Origin of the sequence: Streptomyces sp. NPDC005496 (assembly GCF_042872045.1) — a bacterium.
In the GTDB taxonomy this organism is placed as follows: Bacteria; Actinomycetota; Actinomycetes; order Streptomycetales; family Streptomycetaceae; genus Streptomyces.
In genome coordinates, this window is the sequence record NZ_JBIAJQ010000001.1 from 613680 (window position 1) to 627434 (window position 13755).

At 72.9% G+C, this 13755-nt stretch carries 10 protein-coding genes; 4 read left to right on the plus strand and 6 right to left on the minus strand.

Annotated features, from left to right (window positions below; genetic code table 11):
* Positions 1-145: 145 nt before the first annotated feature.
* Genes ACFYQQ_RS02890 through ACFYQQ_RS02900 form a run of 3 tightly spaced genes read right to left on the minus strand, consistent with a single transcriptional unit; the run spans position 146 to position 4034 of the window.
* Positions 146-2530 (minus strand): molybdopterin cofactor-binding domain-containing protein, encoded by a 2385-nt coding sequence (locus ACFYQQ_RS02890; protein ID WP_355783769.1) that lies wholly within the window; start codon positions 2528-2530, stop codon positions 146-148.
* 2 nt (positions 2531-2532) lie between these two features.
* Complete coding sequence (locus ACFYQQ_RS02895; RefSeq protein WP_355783766.1) at positions 2533-3135, minus strand: (2Fe-2S)-binding protein; 603 nt, start codon at positions 3133-3135, stop codon at positions 2533-2535.
* Complete coding sequence (locus ACFYQQ_RS02900) at positions 3135-4034, minus strand: xanthine dehydrogenase family protein subunit M (RefSeq protein ID WP_356166883.1); 900 nt, start codon at positions 4032-4034, stop codon at positions 3135-3137. The genes ACFYQQ_RS02895 and ACFYQQ_RS02900 overlap by 1 nt, the downstream gene beginning before the upstream one ends.
* Before the next feature lie 412 nt (positions 4035-4446).
* On the opposite strand from ACFYQQ_RS02900, the gene ACFYQQ_RS02905 reads away from it, so the two are divergent.
* Together ACFYQQ_RS02905 and ACFYQQ_RS02910 are read left to right on the plus strand one after the other, a co-directional pair.
* A complete protein-coding gene (locus tag ACFYQQ_RS02905) occupies positions 4447-6120 on the plus strand; it encodes a PucR family transcriptional regulator ligand-binding domain-containing protein (RefSeq protein ID WP_356166886.1) in 1674 nt (557 codons plus the stop codon).
* 149 nt (positions 6121-6269) lie between these two features.
* A complete protein-coding gene (locus tag ACFYQQ_RS02910; RefSeq protein WP_356166889.1) occupies positions 6270-7043 on the plus strand; it encodes a hypothetical protein in 774 nt (257 codons plus the stop codon).
* 627 nt (positions 7044-7670) lie between these two features.
* Here the strand turns inward: ACFYQQ_RS02910 and ACFYQQ_RS02915 are convergent.
* Positions 7671-8498 carry a GntR family transcriptional regulator gene (locus tag ACFYQQ_RS02915; protein ID WP_356237805.1) on the minus strand — a complete coding sequence of 276 codons (828 nt, stop codon included), beginning with the start codon at positions 8496-8498 and terminating at the stop codon, positions 7671-7673.
* Positions 8499-8654: 156 nt separating this feature from the next.
* Between ACFYQQ_RS02915 and ACFYQQ_RS02920 the strand changes: the two genes are divergently transcribed.
* On the plus strand, positions 8655-9530 hold the full coding sequence (locus tag ACFYQQ_RS02920) for a (2Fe-2S)-binding protein (RefSeq protein WP_356166895.1): 876 nt from the start codon (positions 8655-8657) through the stop codon (positions 9528-9530).
* 327 nt (positions 9531-9857) lie between these two features.
* Positions 9858-10892: a DUF2637 domain-containing protein gene (locus ACFYQQ_RS02925; protein ID WP_355794801.1), complete on the plus strand. Its 1035-nt coding sequence runs from the start codon at positions 9858-9860 to the stop codon at positions 10890-10892.
* Between the two features lie 62 nt (positions 10893-10954).
* On the opposite strand, the gene ACFYQQ_RS02930 is transcribed toward ACFYQQ_RS02925, so the two are convergent.
* Positions 10955-11437, minus strand: coding sequence for an ATP-binding protein (locus ACFYQQ_RS02930; RefSeq protein WP_356237804.1), 483 nt, complete (start codon positions 11435-11437; stop codon positions 10955-10957).
* 512 nt (positions 11438-11949) lie between these two features.
* Positions 11950-13692 carry a pyruvate dehydrogenase gene (locus ACFYQQ_RS02935; RefSeq protein ID WP_355780909.1) on the minus strand — a complete coding sequence of 581 codons (1743 nt, stop codon included), beginning with the start codon at positions 13690-13692 and terminating at the stop codon, positions 11950-11952.
* Positions 13693-13755: the final 63 nt, after the last annotated feature.

Genomic DNA, 13755 nt, shown 5'->3' on the forward strand with positions numbered 1-13755 from the left:
ACGACCCGGGGGACGGCCCGAGGCGAACTGGGGGACTACAACTGCGGGACCTGCTGGGGTGGTTCGCCGGTACCGCGAGCGGTGCGGTGCCGGAGTGCTCCGGGCGGCGCGGAGTTGTGACGCTCCGTGCGCCGCCCGGAGGGTTCTACGCGGTGCCGGTGAGGTGCTCGGGACGTACCGGCGTCCGGTTCAGCTCCAGGCCCGTCGCGTTCCGGATCGCCGCGAGGACGGCCGGGGTGGACGACAGGGTCGGGGCCTCGCCGATGCCACGGAGCCCGTACGGGGCGTGGTCGTCGGCGAGTTCGAGCACGTCGACGGGGATGGTCGGCGTGTCGAGGATGGTGGGGATCAGGTAGTCCGTGAAGGACGGGTTGCGCACCTTCGCGGTCTTGGGGTCGACGATGATCTCCTCCATGACCGCCACGCCCAGGCCCTGGGTGGTGCCACCCTGGATCTGGCCGATGACGGACAGCGGGTTGAGCGCCTTGCCGACGTCCTGGGCGCAGGCCAGTTCGATGACCTTGACCAGGCCGAGTTCGGTGTCCACCTCGACGACGGCGCGGTGCGCGGCGAACGAGTACTGGACGTGGCCGTCGCCCTGGCCGGTGCGCAGGTCGAAGGGCACCGTCGGACGGTGCCGCCATTCGGCCTCGACCTCGACGGACTCGCCTTCGAGGACGTCCACCAGGTCGGCGAGGACCTCGCCGCCGTCGGTGACGACCTTGCCGCCCTCCAGGAGCAGTTCGGCCGTCGCCCACGCGGGGTGGTACGAGCCGAACCTGCGCCGGCCGAGCTCCAGGACCTTCTCGCGGACCAGCTCGCAGGAGTTCTTGACGGCGCCGCCGGTGACGTACGTCTGACGGGACGCGGACGTCGAGCCGGCGCTGCCGACCTGCGTGTCGGCGGGGGCGATCGTCACCTGGGTGACGCCGAGCTCGGTGCGGGCGATCTGCGCGTGGACGGTGACGCCGCCCTGGCCGACCTCGGCCATCGCGGTGTGCACGGTCGCGACGGGCTCGCCGCCGACGACCTCCATGCGGACCTTGGCGGTCGAGTAGTCGTCGAAGCCCTCGGAGAAGCCGACGTTCTTGATGCCGACCGCGTAGCCGACACCGCGGACGACGCCCTCGCCGTGGGTGGTGTTGGAAAGGCCGCCGGGCAGCTGGCGCACGTCGGCGCCCTCGCTGCTCTCCCACTGGCGCTCGGGCGGCATCGGCATCGCCTTGACGCGGCGCAGGAGTTCGGCGACCGGGGCGGGCGAGTCGACGCGCTGGCCGGTCGGCAGGAGCGTGCCCTGCTCCATCGCGTTGAGCTGGCGGAAGGCGACCCGGTCCATGCCCACCTGGTCGGCGAGCTTGTCCATCTGGGCCTCGTAGGCGAAGCACGCCTGGACCGCGCCGAAGCCGCGCATGGCGCCGCAGGGCGGGTTGTTGGTGTAGAGGGCGATCGCCTCGATGTCGACGTCCTCGACAACGTACGGGCCGACGCTCAGCGAGGAGGCGTTGCCGACGACCGCCGGGGAGGCCGACGCGTACGCGCCGCCGTCCAGGACGATCCGGCACTTCATGTGCGTGAGCTTGCCGTCCTTCGTCGCCCCGTGCTCGTAGTACAGCTTGGCGGGGTGGCGGTGGACGTGTCCGAAGAAGGACTCGAAGCGGTTGTAGACGATCTTGACGGGCTTGCCGGTGCGCAGGGCGAGCAGGCAGGCGTGGATCTGCATCGACAGGTCCTCGCGGCCGCCGAAGGCACCGCCGACGCCGGAGAGCGTCATGCGGACCTTGTCCTCGGGCAGGCCGAGGACGGGCGCGATCTGCTTGAGGTCCGAGTGCAGCCACTGGGTGGCGATGTACAGCTCGACGCCGCCGTCCTCGGAGGGCACGGCGAGTCCGGACTCGGGGCCGAGGAACGCCTGGTCCTGCATGCCGAAGGTGTACTCGCCGCGGACGATGAAGTCGGCCTTCCTCGCGGCCTCGTCGGCGTCGCCGCGCACGATCGGCTGGCGGTGCACGATGTTCGGGTGCGGGACGTGGCCGATGTGGTGGTCGTCGCGGCCCTCGTGGATGAGGATCGCGTCGGGCGCGGTGGCGGACGCCTCGTCCGTGATGACCGGCAGCTCGCGGTACTCGACCTTGATCTTGGCGGCGGCGCGGCGCGCGGTCTCCGGGTGGTCGGCGGCGACGAGGGCGACGGGCTCGCCGTGGTGGCGGACCTTGCCGTGCGCGAGGACCGGGGTGTCCTGGATCTCCAGGCCGTAGTTCTTGACCGCGGTCGGCAGGTCGTCGTACGTCAGGACGGCGTAGACGCCGGGCGTCGCGAGGGCCTCGCCGGTGTCGATGGAGACGATCTCGGCGTGGGCGACCGTGGAGCGCAGGATCTGGCCCCAGAGCATGTCCTCGTGCCACATGTCGGACGAGTAGGCGAACTCGCCGGTGACCTTGAGGGTGCCGTCCGGGCGGAGCGTGGACTCGCCGATGCCGCCCTTGGTCGCGGAGCGCTGGGTGAGGTTGGTGGGTGTACCCGTGGTTCCCATGGTCAGACCGCCTCAGACTGCCGGGCGGCCGCCAGGCGGACCGCGTCCATGATCTTCTCGTAGCCGGTGCAGCGGCACAGGTTGCCCGAGAGCGCCTCACGGATGTCCGCGTCGGTCGGCGTCGGGTTGTGCTCCAGCATCTCGTCGGCGGCGACGAGCAGACCCGGGGTGCAGAAGCCGCACTGGACGGCGCCGGCGTCGATGAACGCCTGCTGGACCGGGGAGAGTTCGGTGCCCTCGCCGGTGTGCGAGTCCTGGCCCTTGGCGGCCCAGCCCTTCGCGGCGTCGAGCGAGGTCCCCTCCGGCTCCTCGGTGCCGCACGCCCCGCCGGCGCAACCGCCGTGCGCCGCGCGCTGCTTGGCGAAGTCGGCGAGACCTTCGACGGTGACGACCTCGCGGCCCTCGACCTGGCCGGCCGCGACCAGGCACGAACACACCGGCACGCCGTCCAGGCGGACCGTGCAGGAGCCGCACTCGCCCTGCTCGCAGGCGTTCTTGGAACCGGGCAGCCCGAGGCGCTCGCGCAGGACGTACAGCAGGCTCTCGCCCTCCCACACGTCGTCGGCTTCCTGCGGACGGCCGTTGACCGTGAAATTGACGCGCATTACGCGACACTCCCCTTCTGATGTGTCCGGCCGTCGGTGTCGCGGTAGGACTCCCAGGTCCAGGTGAGCGTGCGGCGGGCCATGATGCCCACCGCGTGGCGGCGGTAGCTCGCCGTGCCCCGGACGTCGTCGATCGGGTTGCAGGCGGCGGAGCACAGGTCCGCGAACTGCTTGGCCACCGACGGGGTGATGATCTTCCCGTTGTCCCAGAAGCCGCCCTCGTCGAGCGCGGCGTTCAGGAACTCCTCGGCGGCCTTGGCGCGGACCGGGGTCGGCGCGGCCGAGCCGATGCCGGTGCGGACCGTGCGGGTCTCGGGGTGCAGCGCGAGGCCGAAGGCGCAGACCGCGATGACCATCGCGTTGCGGGTGCCGACCTTGGAGTACTGCTGGGGGCCGTCGGCCTTCTTGATGTGGACGGCGCGGATGAGCTCGTCGGGCGCGAGCGCGTTGCGCTTCACGCCGGTGTAGAACTCGTCGATGGGGATCAGGCGCGAGCCGCGCACCGACTCGGCCTCGACCTCGGCGCCGGCCGCGAGGAGGGCGGGGTGGGCGTCGCCGGCCGGGGAGGCGGTGCCGAGGTTGCCGCCGACGCCGCCGCGGTTGCGGATCTGCGGGGAGGCCACCGTGTGGGAGGCGAGGGCGAGACCCGGCAGCTCACCGCGCAGGCTGTCCATGATCCTGGTGTAGGGGACGGAGGCGCCCAGGCGCACGCTCTCCGCACCGACCTCCCACTCGCTCAGCTCGCCGATGCGGTTCAGGTCAAGGAGGTACTCGGGCCGCCGGTGGTCGAAGTTGATCTCGACCATCACATCGGTGCCACCCGCAATCGGCACAGCCGTGGGGTGCTCGGCCTTGGCGGCGAGCGCCTCCTCCCAGCTGGCGGGGCGAAGGAAGTCCATGAGTGGCTCTCTTCATTCGTAATCGTGGGTCGTTCTGATCAAGCCAGATCGTGTGCGGCGGGCCCGGCTCGTTCATGTGCTGTTAACGCGGATCGACGTCAGTACACAGCTCCGTCCTCCATCGGGGTCAGTCACCGAAACCATGAAGGAGTTGGCTGGCCAGCGCGCACATCTTGTAGATTCGTATGAACGGAGGCCCTCGGTAACCTCTTCGCTTTCCCCGGGAAACATCCGGCACGTGGCGGGAAACAGGGAGCCCGGCTCACGAAAGCCCAGTACAGGGCCCTGGAGAGCCCGGGGCGACCGTCGGCGAGGGCCCTCAGGGCCTTCCCGCGGAAGCCGGGAACCCACGGCGGGAACCCCACCCACGATCCATCGTAGATTTCGAGACAAAGAACGGCGGCGACGAGACATGCGGCTGCGCGCACTGCTGGACACCGACGCGCTGGGCCTGCGGCTGCTCGGCGGCGAGGACGAACTGGATCGCACCGTGCGCGGCGTGATGACCACGGACCTCAAGGACCCCAGCCGCTACCTCTCGGGTGGCGAGCTGGTCCTCACCGGCCTGGCCTGGCGGCACGACGCCACGGACTCCGAGCCCTTCGTACGCATCCTCGCGGGCGCCGGTGTCGCCGCGCTGGCCGCGGGCGAGGCGGAGCTCGGCGACATCCCCGAGGACCTGGTCCTGGCCTGCGTGCGCCACCGGCTGCCGCTGTTCGCCGTCAACGAGTCGGTCGCCTTCGCGACGATCACCGAGCACGTCGTACGGCAGGTGTCGGGCGAGCGGGCCGGCGATCTGGCCGCCGTCGTGGACCGGCACCGGCGGATGATGACCTCGGGCCCCGCGGGCGGCGGTCCCGACGTGGTCCTGGACCTCCTCGGCTCCGACCTCGACCTGCGGGCCTGGGTGCTCTCCCCCACCGGGCGGACCGTCGCGGGTGCCGACGGCGACGGCCCGGCGCTGTCCGCCGACGTGTGCGCGCGGCTGGCCGCCGAGCACCTGGCCGCCGCCCGCACCGGCCGGCGCGGCCCGCACCGGGTGACGGTGGGCGCGACGACGTACTCGCTGTTCCCCGTCCGCTCGTCCGGCCGCTCCGCGTCCGCCTCCCGGGACGTGCGCGAGACGGTGCTGTCCGACTGGCTGCTCGCCGTCGAGGCGGACGCCGGGGACTGGCCGGAGGAGCGGCTCGACCTGCTCCAGGGCGTCACGCAGCTGATCTCCGTCGAGCGCGACCGGCGCGACGCGGCGCGCACCGTGCGGCGGCGGCTCGCCCAGGAGGTCCTGGAGCTGGTCCAGACGGGCGCGGCGCCCGCCGAGATCGCGGCCCGGCTGAGGGTCGCCGCCCCGGTGCTCCTGCCGGGGCTCGGCGCGGCCCCGCACTGGCAGGTCGTGGTGGCCCGGGTCGAGTGGGACGGCGGCGACGTCGACGGCGGCCCCGTCGCCCAGTCCCTGCTGGAGGAGATCCTCGTGGACCCCCTGTCGAGGGGACCCGAGCACTCCGACCGCATCGCGGTCGCCCATACCGGTGAGGAGGCCATCGCGCTCGTCCCCCTCCCGGCGGTGTCCTCCGAGCACGACGGCTCCGAGTCGGGGCTGCTCGCCGATGTCCTCCTGGAGGCCGTACGCGGCCCGCTGTCGGCCGGGCTGAACGACGACGGGCGGCTCACGCTCGGCGTCAGCGCCGCCGTGCACTCCGCCGAGGGGCTGCGCGGCGCCCTGGAGGAGGCCCGGCACGCCCGGCGGGTGGCCGCGGCGCGTCCCGGACGGGTCTGCGCGGCCGGGCACCAGGAGCTGGCGTCCCACGTGCTGCTGCTGCCCTTCGTGCCGGACGACGTCCGCCGCGCCTTCACCGCCCGGCTCCTGGACCCGCTGCGCGACTACGACCGCCGGCACCGCGCCGAGCTCATCCCCACCCTGGAGGCGTTCCTCGACTGCGACGGCTCCTGGACGCGCTGCGCCAACCGGCTGCACCTGCACGTCAACACGCTGCGCTACCGGGTGGGACGCATCGAGCAGTTGACGGGCCGGGACCTGTCGCGGCTGGAGGACAAGCTCGATTTCTTCCTGGCCCTGCGCATGAGCTGAGGTCGTGGGCCCGAGCGGTGGGCCGCGCCGGGTGCCGCCGCCGTCCCACGACTTTGTGAAATCCTTCACCCACCCTCTTGGCCGGGCGCCGGAATCCGTGCTGAGATGCCACCACTCAACAGCTCAACGGTGTGCTCGGGGAGGGCAACGTGGCGCATACCGCCATGTCTGGTTCCGGAACGACTGCAGGGGACGATCCACTCCAGACCGCGGTATGGCGGCTGCGCTCGCGCGCCTGCTGGGCCGACGCGGCCGCGCTCCTGGAACCGCACACTGCGGACGCGGCGCTGCAGAGAGCCTCGCTCCTCGTCGAGCGGTGCCTCTACACCGAGCACGGCTGGGCCGAGGCGGAGGACGCGCTGCGCACGGCGGAGGCACAGGCCCGCAGCGACGACGAGCGGGGCGCGGCGGCCTGCGAGCGCGGTCATCTCGCCTACGCGGCCACCCTGTTGGGCGTACGCGACCGGGCGGACGAGGCGCGGGCCGCGCTCGGCCGGGCCGCCGCGCTGATCGCCCCGGGTGCCCCGGGGCGGGCGCTGCTGGACTTCCGGCGGGGACTGCTCGCCGAGAACCTCGCCCACTCCCCGCAGTCGGCGCGCGCCGCCTACCGCCGCGCCCACGCCGGCGCCACCGCCCAGGGCGATCCGCTGCTGCTCTCGTTCACCTGGCGCCATCTCGCCGGACTCGCCCTGCGGGAGGGCGAGTTGGCCGAGGCCCGGCACGGCTTCGCCGAATCCCTGCGCATCCGCGAGGAGTTGGGCTTCCTGGTCGGTACGGCACCCGCGCTGGCCTCGCTCGCGGACGCCGAGTCCGAGCCGGAGGCGTCCCGGCTGCGCGCGGAGGCCGCTCGGCTGTACCGGCTCCTCGGCGGCGTACCCACGTGGCTGGCCCGTCAGTTGACCCCACCGGCCGCGACGGCCTGAGCGGGGCGGCGCGCCGCGGGCCGCCGGGGCTCCCTTAGGGGGCGACGGCACCCCGCCAGTGCCGGGGCGCACCCGGCCGGAACGCCGCTGGCACGGCGGATCACCGGGGACGCGGGCCTCAACGGCCGGGCCGGTGATGCCCCGGCCTGCGGCTTGTATCAGGTCGGCAGCGACCGGCCGGCCCCGGTCGACTCCGAGCGGGCTCGGGGCGTACGGCTGCGAGGCGAGGGGGACTGGACGCGGGACCGTCGGAAACCGGACCGGCGACAGCGCTACGGGCACCCGAACCGAGCCCCGCGGGCACGCGGGCACGGGGGTACGGGGGTACGCGGGCACGCGGGTGCGCGGGTGCGCGGGCGAAGCACCGCGAGCGCATCCCCACGGGCACCCGAGCGGAGCGCCGCGGGCACCCGAGCGGAGCGCCGCGGGTACGCGGGCGCATCCCCACGGGCACCGAGCGGAGCGCCGCGGGTACGCGGGCGGAGCACCGCGGGTACGCGAGCACAGCACCGCAGGCACCCGAACCGCGCCCCGCAGGCACCCGAACCGCGCCCCGCGGGACGATCGCGGTGCCGTGGGCACACGTGCCGGGCGCCGCTCGGGGTGGCCGGGGTCTGACTGGAGGGGCTAGGCGCCGGTGAAGTGTTCGCGGACCAGGGACTGGACCACCGAGAGGTCCTGCGCGGTCAGGGCGTCGAGCAGTGCCGTGTGTTCGGCGGCGTCGGCCACGAGGTCGGCGCGGCCGCGTGAGGCGGGGCCGCCGACCAAGGGCCACTGGGCCCGGCGGTGCAGGTCGTCGGCGATGCGCAGCAGCTGCTCGTTGCCGGCGAGGGCGAGGACGGCGCGATGGAAGGCGCGGTCGCACTCCGCGTAGCTCGCGCGGTCCCCGGTGGACGCGGCCCGCGCAGTCGCCTCGGCGAGCGGGCGCAGCTCCGCCCAGCGGGCGGCGGGCACCGTGCGGGCGAGCCGCAGCATCACCGGCACCTCGATCAGCGCGCGGACCTCCGCCAGCTCCGCCAGCTCGCGGGGGCACCGCACGACGACCCGGAAACCCCGGTTCGGCACGACCTCGACGGCACCTTCGAGGGCGAGCTGCTGCATGGCCTCACGGACGGGCGTCGCGGACACCCCGAACCGCTCGCCCAGCACGGGCGCCGAGTACACCTCGCCGGGCGCCAACTCCCCCGAGACCAGTGCCGTCCGCAGCGCGTCCAGGATCTGGCCGCGCACGGACGAGCGCTGGACGAGCTGCCGTCCGTCGCGGCGGGGCCGCGGCAGGGGCGTCTCGCTGTGCGTGTGCTCGCCGCGCGCCCCGCCCGCGGAGCCGGCGGGGCGGGCCGCGCCCCGTCCACGGTCCCGGTCCGCCGCGCGCGGCTGCGGGGGTACGCGCGTGGCGGTGTCCGGGGTCGCCGAACCCGTGGGGCGGTGCGCGTCGCGCGGGCCGGCCTGCTCCACGGGCTCCTCCTCCGGGCTTGGTGGTACTTGGGGGTCAATGCGGTGGTTGTCACCTGTCCGTCAAGACCATAGGCGCCCGGGCCCCCAGTTCAAACCTCCGGGCGTGTGGGTAAGGTAAGGCTTACCTGCAAACGAGCGTGAAGCGGTGGTCCTCGCATGCCTCTCTCCGCCTTGGTCCCGGACCTCCCGGCCGGCGTCGCCCCCGCGGCTCCCTCGGCCGTGTCGGAGGCGTACGCGCGCCTCACCGAGGTGTTCCCGGGGCTGGCGGTCGAGGAGCTCGGCCCCGCGCAGGCGGCACCCGAAGACGGCGGCTGGGTAGGCGCCGCACGGCTCGCGGAGGGCGGCGCCGAGCTCGACGCCTTCCTCGCCTGGGACGAGGAGCAGGTGCTCCGGGACTACGGGCAGCGGGCCCGTCCGGACGTCGTCGCAAGCTTCGGACTGCACCGCTACGCCTGGCCCGCCTGCCTGCTGATCACCGTGCCGTGGTTCCTGCTGCGCCGGGTCCCGCGGCTGCCTGTGGAGCACGTCACGTACCAGCGGGCCCTGGGGCGCATGGCGGTGCGCGTCGAAGAGTTCGCCTGCCTGCCGGACGACCCCGCGGCCGGCCTGCCCGGCGCTCGCGTCGTACCGGACGAGGCGGCCCTGGAGGCCGAGGTGCGGGCCGCCGTGGCCGAGCACCTGGAGCCGGTCCTCGGGGGCTTCGGCCCGCGGATGCGGCGGCGCGGTCGCGCCCTGTGGGGCATGGCGACCGACGAGGTCGTCGAGGGGCTCTGGTACGTCGCCCACCTCCTCGGCGAGGAGCGGCGGGCGATGCGGGAGCTGGAGCGGCTGCTGCCGGGCACGACGAAGCCGTACGCCGGTTCCGCGGCGTTCCGCGAGCTGACCGGACCGGACGGCGAGGCCCTGCCCACCCGGGACCGGGCGAGCTGCTGCCTCTTCTACACGCTGCGGCCCGAGGACACCTGCGTCACGTGCCCGCGCACCTGCGACACGGACCGCGTCGCCAAGTTGACGGCGTCCGCGGCGGGTTGAGGCCCCCGGGGCACCCCGCCGCACCGCGTTCCCCCTAAGATCGACTCGCGCCGCGGCGGCCCACGGGCACCGGGTGCGGCACCCCGCGGATCACGGTCAGTTCACAACTTCCTCACCTGCCGCAGGAACTTTCCGTGGAACCACCCGTACGGGTAGTCTTATTCGTACTCAACTCCCGTTCCTCGCGCGGCAGTTCGAGCAAAGTGTCGCCTTGCGCATGCCCTTGCACTCCCTTGGCGGCCTCTTGCCCCGAAACCCCCTGAGGGCCGACGGGATTGGGCCACTATGGCGGGCGTTACGCCCTATCCCAATGCAAGGGACCCCCTGATGAGACTGACCGACATATCGCTGAACTGGCTGCTTCCGGGCGCCGTCTTGCTCCTGGGCATGCTGGCGGCGGTGGCGGTGCTCGCACGCGGGAAGCGGGCCGGGGAGAAAGCGCCGCGCGCGGAGGACTCGTGGGAGCGCAGCGAGGAGCGCCGCAGGCGCAAGGAGGCCATCTACGGAACCGCCTCCTACGTACTGCTGTTCTGCTGCGCCGCGGTCGCCGCGGCTCTCTCCTTCCACGGCCTCGTGGGCTTCGGCGAGCAGAACCTCGGCCTCTCCGGCGGCTGGGAGTACCTGGTGCCGTTCGGCCTGGACGGCGCGGCCATGTTCTGCTCCGTGCTCGCGGTGCGCGAGGCCAGCCACGGTGACGCGGCCCTCGGCTCCCGCATACTCGTGTGGACGTTCGCGGGCGCGGCGGCCTGGTTCAACTGGGTGCACGCGCCCCGGGGCCTGGACCACGCGGGCGCACCGCACTTCTTCGCGGGCATGTCCCTGTCCGCGGCGGTGCTGTTCGACCGCGCGCTGAAGCAGACGCGTCGGGCGGCGCTGCGGGAGCAGGGTCTGGTCCCGCGCCCGCTGCCGCAGATCCGCATCGTCCGCTGGCTGCGCGCTCCCCGCGAGACGTACAGCGCCTGGTCGCTGATGCTGCTGGAGAACGTCCGTACGCTGGACGAGGCCGTGGACGAGGTGCGCGAGGACCGGCGCCAGAAGGAGCAGAACCGACTGCGCCGGCGCGAGCAGGAGCGGGTCGAGCGGGCGCACCTCAAGGCGCTCAGCCGGGGTCACCGCGGCCTGGTCGGCCGCGGCAACCGGCAGCTCGAGACCACCGTGGAGCGGGCTCCCGCCCAAGCCTCCTCGGAGCCTGCCATATCGGCGTCGGAGCAACTGCCCGTACGCGCCCGCGCCTCCCTGCAGCCGGTCCGCGGCGCCACTGACCCGGTCATCGACCTCACCGCGGAAGACGACACCATGGCGCTGCCGCGCCTCGACTCCCTGGAGCGCAAACTGAAGGACCTGGAGCAGCAGTTCGGCTAGGACCGGACCGACGGGGGTCCGGCGGGTCCGGACGCCTCACTGGACGGGGGCGCGGCATGAGGTCATGCCGCGCCCCCGTCCAGTTCGAACCAGACCGCCTTGCCCACGGCGTGCACGCGTACGCCCCACGCGTCGGCCAGGGACTGCACCAGGACCAGCCCCCTGCCGTGCGTACCGTCGTCGGCGTTCGGTACCCGCAGCCGTGGCCTGCGTCCCACGAAGTCCCTGACCTCCACCCGGAGTCCGCGCGGCGAGACGGTGGCCGTCAGCAGCGCGTCGTGGTCGGTGTGCACCAGGGCGTTGGTCACCAGCTCGCTGGTGAGCAGTTCGGCGACCTCCGACCGTCCCGGTCGCCCCCAGTGACGTAACAGCTCCCTCAGTGCCTTGCGGGCCTCTGGCACGGCCCTCAGGTCCCCCCGTCCCAGCCGGCGCCGGAGCTGCGGCGCTCCCGGCTTCTCCCCGCCCCCGTCGACCGCTTCCTCCACTGTCTTCGCCGCGGGTGCCCCCAGTGTCCCGGGGCCGCCCGCACGTGCCTGCCTCTTCATGACCCCCGCCCGCACGCCGATGTCGGTTTCCCTCCTGCTCGAACACGTTCACGGGGATCCATGCCCGGCCGCGGAAGACGACAGTCATGCTGAATCGTCAATCACGCGCCGGACACCGGAGGGTTCCCGGCGCGGCACCCGGGAAGCGGCCCGCCGGGACGGAGCCGGCCGGGCTCCTGGGAGGGGAGCATCCGGCCCGCGTCCGCCTGCGAGGGCGTAACCGGAGTGCGTGCAGGGGCAGTTCGGACGGGTGGTGCGACAGTCACCGGACGCCCCGGCGCCCGCGCGGGGACGCGGGCCGGTGCGGGTGCCGGTGGACGCTCCGGGCCCCCGGGCACCGCACCGCCCCCATCGGGCCTACCGTCCGCGGCGGACGCCCCGACCGCGTGAGATCGCTCCAACTGCCTACACGGGACTGCCTATTCCGCCGTAGACGACGAGGAGGGACGGCTCCCGTCATTCGACACCGCCCCCGGGACCGGCCGGGCGACCGGCCCCGCGCCAGCCGTGCCTCAGGGCCTCGGTACGTTGCGCAGGTTGGAGCGGGCCATCTGCAGCATGCGGCCCACGCCCCCGTCGAGGACGATCTTCGACGCGGACAGGGCGAAGCCCGTGACCATGTCGGCGCTGATCTTCGGGGGGATGGAGAGGGCATTGGGGTCGGTGACGATGTCGACGAGCGCCGGGCCCTTGTGCCGGAAGGCGTCCTTGAGGGCACCGGCGAGCTGCTTGGGCTTCTCGACGCGGACGCCGTACGCCCCGCACGCCTCGGCGACGGCGGCGAAGTCGGGGTTCCTGTTCGCCGTGCCGTACGAGGGCAGTCCGGCGACCAGCATCTCCAACTCCACCATGCCGAGCGAGGAGTTGTTGAAGAGGACGACCTTCACCGGCAGGTCGTGCTGGACGAGGGTGAGGAAGTCGCCCATCAGCATGCTGAATCCGCCGTCGCCGGACATCGAGACGACCTGGCGGCGCCGGTCGGTGAACTGGGCGCCGATCGCCATCGGCAGCGCGTTCGCCATCGAGCCGTGCGAGAAGGAACCGATCACCCTGCGGCGCCCGTTGGGCGAGATGTAGCGCGCCGCCCAGACGTTGCACATCCCGGTGTCGACCGTGAAGACCGCGTCGTCGTCGGCGACCTCGTCCAGCACCGCGGCGACGTACTCGGGGTGGATCGGGACGTGCTTGTCGACCTTCCTGGTGTACGCCTTGACGACTCCTTCGAGCGCGTCGGCGTGCTTCTTCAGCATCTTGTCGAGGAAGCGCCGGTTCTTCTTCGTCCGCACCCGCGGCGTCAGGCACCGCAGGGTCTCGCGCACGTCGCCCCACACGGCGAGGTCGAGCCGGGAGCGGCGGCCCAGGTGCTCGGGACGGACGTCGACCTGGGCGATCTTCACGTCGTCGGGCAGGAAGGCGTTGTACGGGAAGTCCGTGCCGAGCAGGATCAGCAGATCGCACTCGTGGGTCGCCTCGTAGGCGGCGCCGTAGCCGAGCAGGCCGCTCATCCCGACGTCGAACGGGTTGTCGTACTGGATCCACTCCTTGCCGCGCAGCGCGTGCCCCACCGGCGACTTGATCTTCTCCGCGAACTCCATGACCTCGGCGTGCGCGCCCGCCGTGCCGCTGCCGCAGAAGAGCGTGACCTTGTCGGCCGCGTCGATCAGCGCGACCAGCTTGTCGATCTCGGCGTCGCCGGGGCGGACCGTCGGCCGCGCGGTGACCAGGGCGGTCTCCGCCGACTTCTCCGGGGCCGCCTCGCCCGCGATGTCGCCGGGCAGCGTCACGACACTGACACCGCTGCGCCCGACGGCGTTCTGGATGGCCGTCTGGACCAGCCGGGGCATCTGCTTCGGGTTGGAGATCATCTCGTTGTAGTGGCTGCACTCGTCGAACAGCCGCTCCGGGTGCGTCTCCTGGAAGTACCCGAGCCCGATCTCGCTGGAGGGGATGTGGGAGGCGAGCGCGAGCACCGGGGCCATGGAGCGGTGGGCGTCGTACAGGCCGTTGATGAGGTGCAGGTTGCCGGGGCCACAGGAACCCGCGCACGCGGCGAGGTTCCCGGTGATCTGGGCTTCCGCGCCGGCGGCGAACGCGGCGGTCTCCTCGTGCCGGACGTGGATCCAGTCGATGGCCGCGTTGCGCCGGATGGCGTCCACGACCGGGTTGAGGCTGTCGCCGACGACTCCGTACAGCCGTTTGACGCCCGCGCGGACGAGGATGTCGACGAACTGCTCGGCGACGGTCTGCTTGGCCATGACTTCACGTGCCCTTCGGTCTCCGGAGATCCCTTCGGGTTCCATGAATCCACACGGCGGGGG

Coding starts and splice junctions, on each gene's coding strand:
- ACFYQQ_RS02890 (WP_355783769.1), bottom strand. CDS start 2,530: ATGGGAACCACGGGTACACCCACCAACCTCACCCAGCGCTCCGCGACC.
- ACFYQQ_RS02895 (WP_355783766.1), bottom strand. CDS start 3,135: ATGCGCGTCAATTTCACGGTCAACGGCCGTCCGCAGGAAGCCGACGAC.
- ACFYQQ_RS02900 (WP_356166883.1), bottom strand. CDS start 4,034: ATGGACTTCCTTCGCCCCGCCAGCTGGGAGGAGGCGCTCGCCGCCAAG.
- ACFYQQ_RS02905 (WP_356166886.1), top strand. CDS start 4,447: ATGCGGCTGCGCGCACTGCTGGACACCGACGCGCTGGGCCTGCGGCTG.
- ACFYQQ_RS02920 (WP_356166895.1), top strand. CDS start 8,655: ATGCCTCTCTCCGCCTTGGTCCCGGACCTCCCGGCCGGCGTCGCCCCC.
- ACFYQQ_RS02925 (WP_355794801.1), top strand. CDS start 9,858: ATGAGACTGACCGACATATCGCTGAACTGGCTGCTTCCGGGCGCCGTC.
- ACFYQQ_RS02930 (WP_356237804.1), bottom strand. CDS start 11,437: ATGAAGAGGCAGGCACGTGCGGGCGGCCCCGGGACACTGGGGGCACCC.
- ACFYQQ_RS02935 (WP_355780909.1), bottom strand. CDS start 13,692: ATGGCCAAGCAGACCGTCGCCGAGCAGTTCGTCGACATCCTCGTCCGC.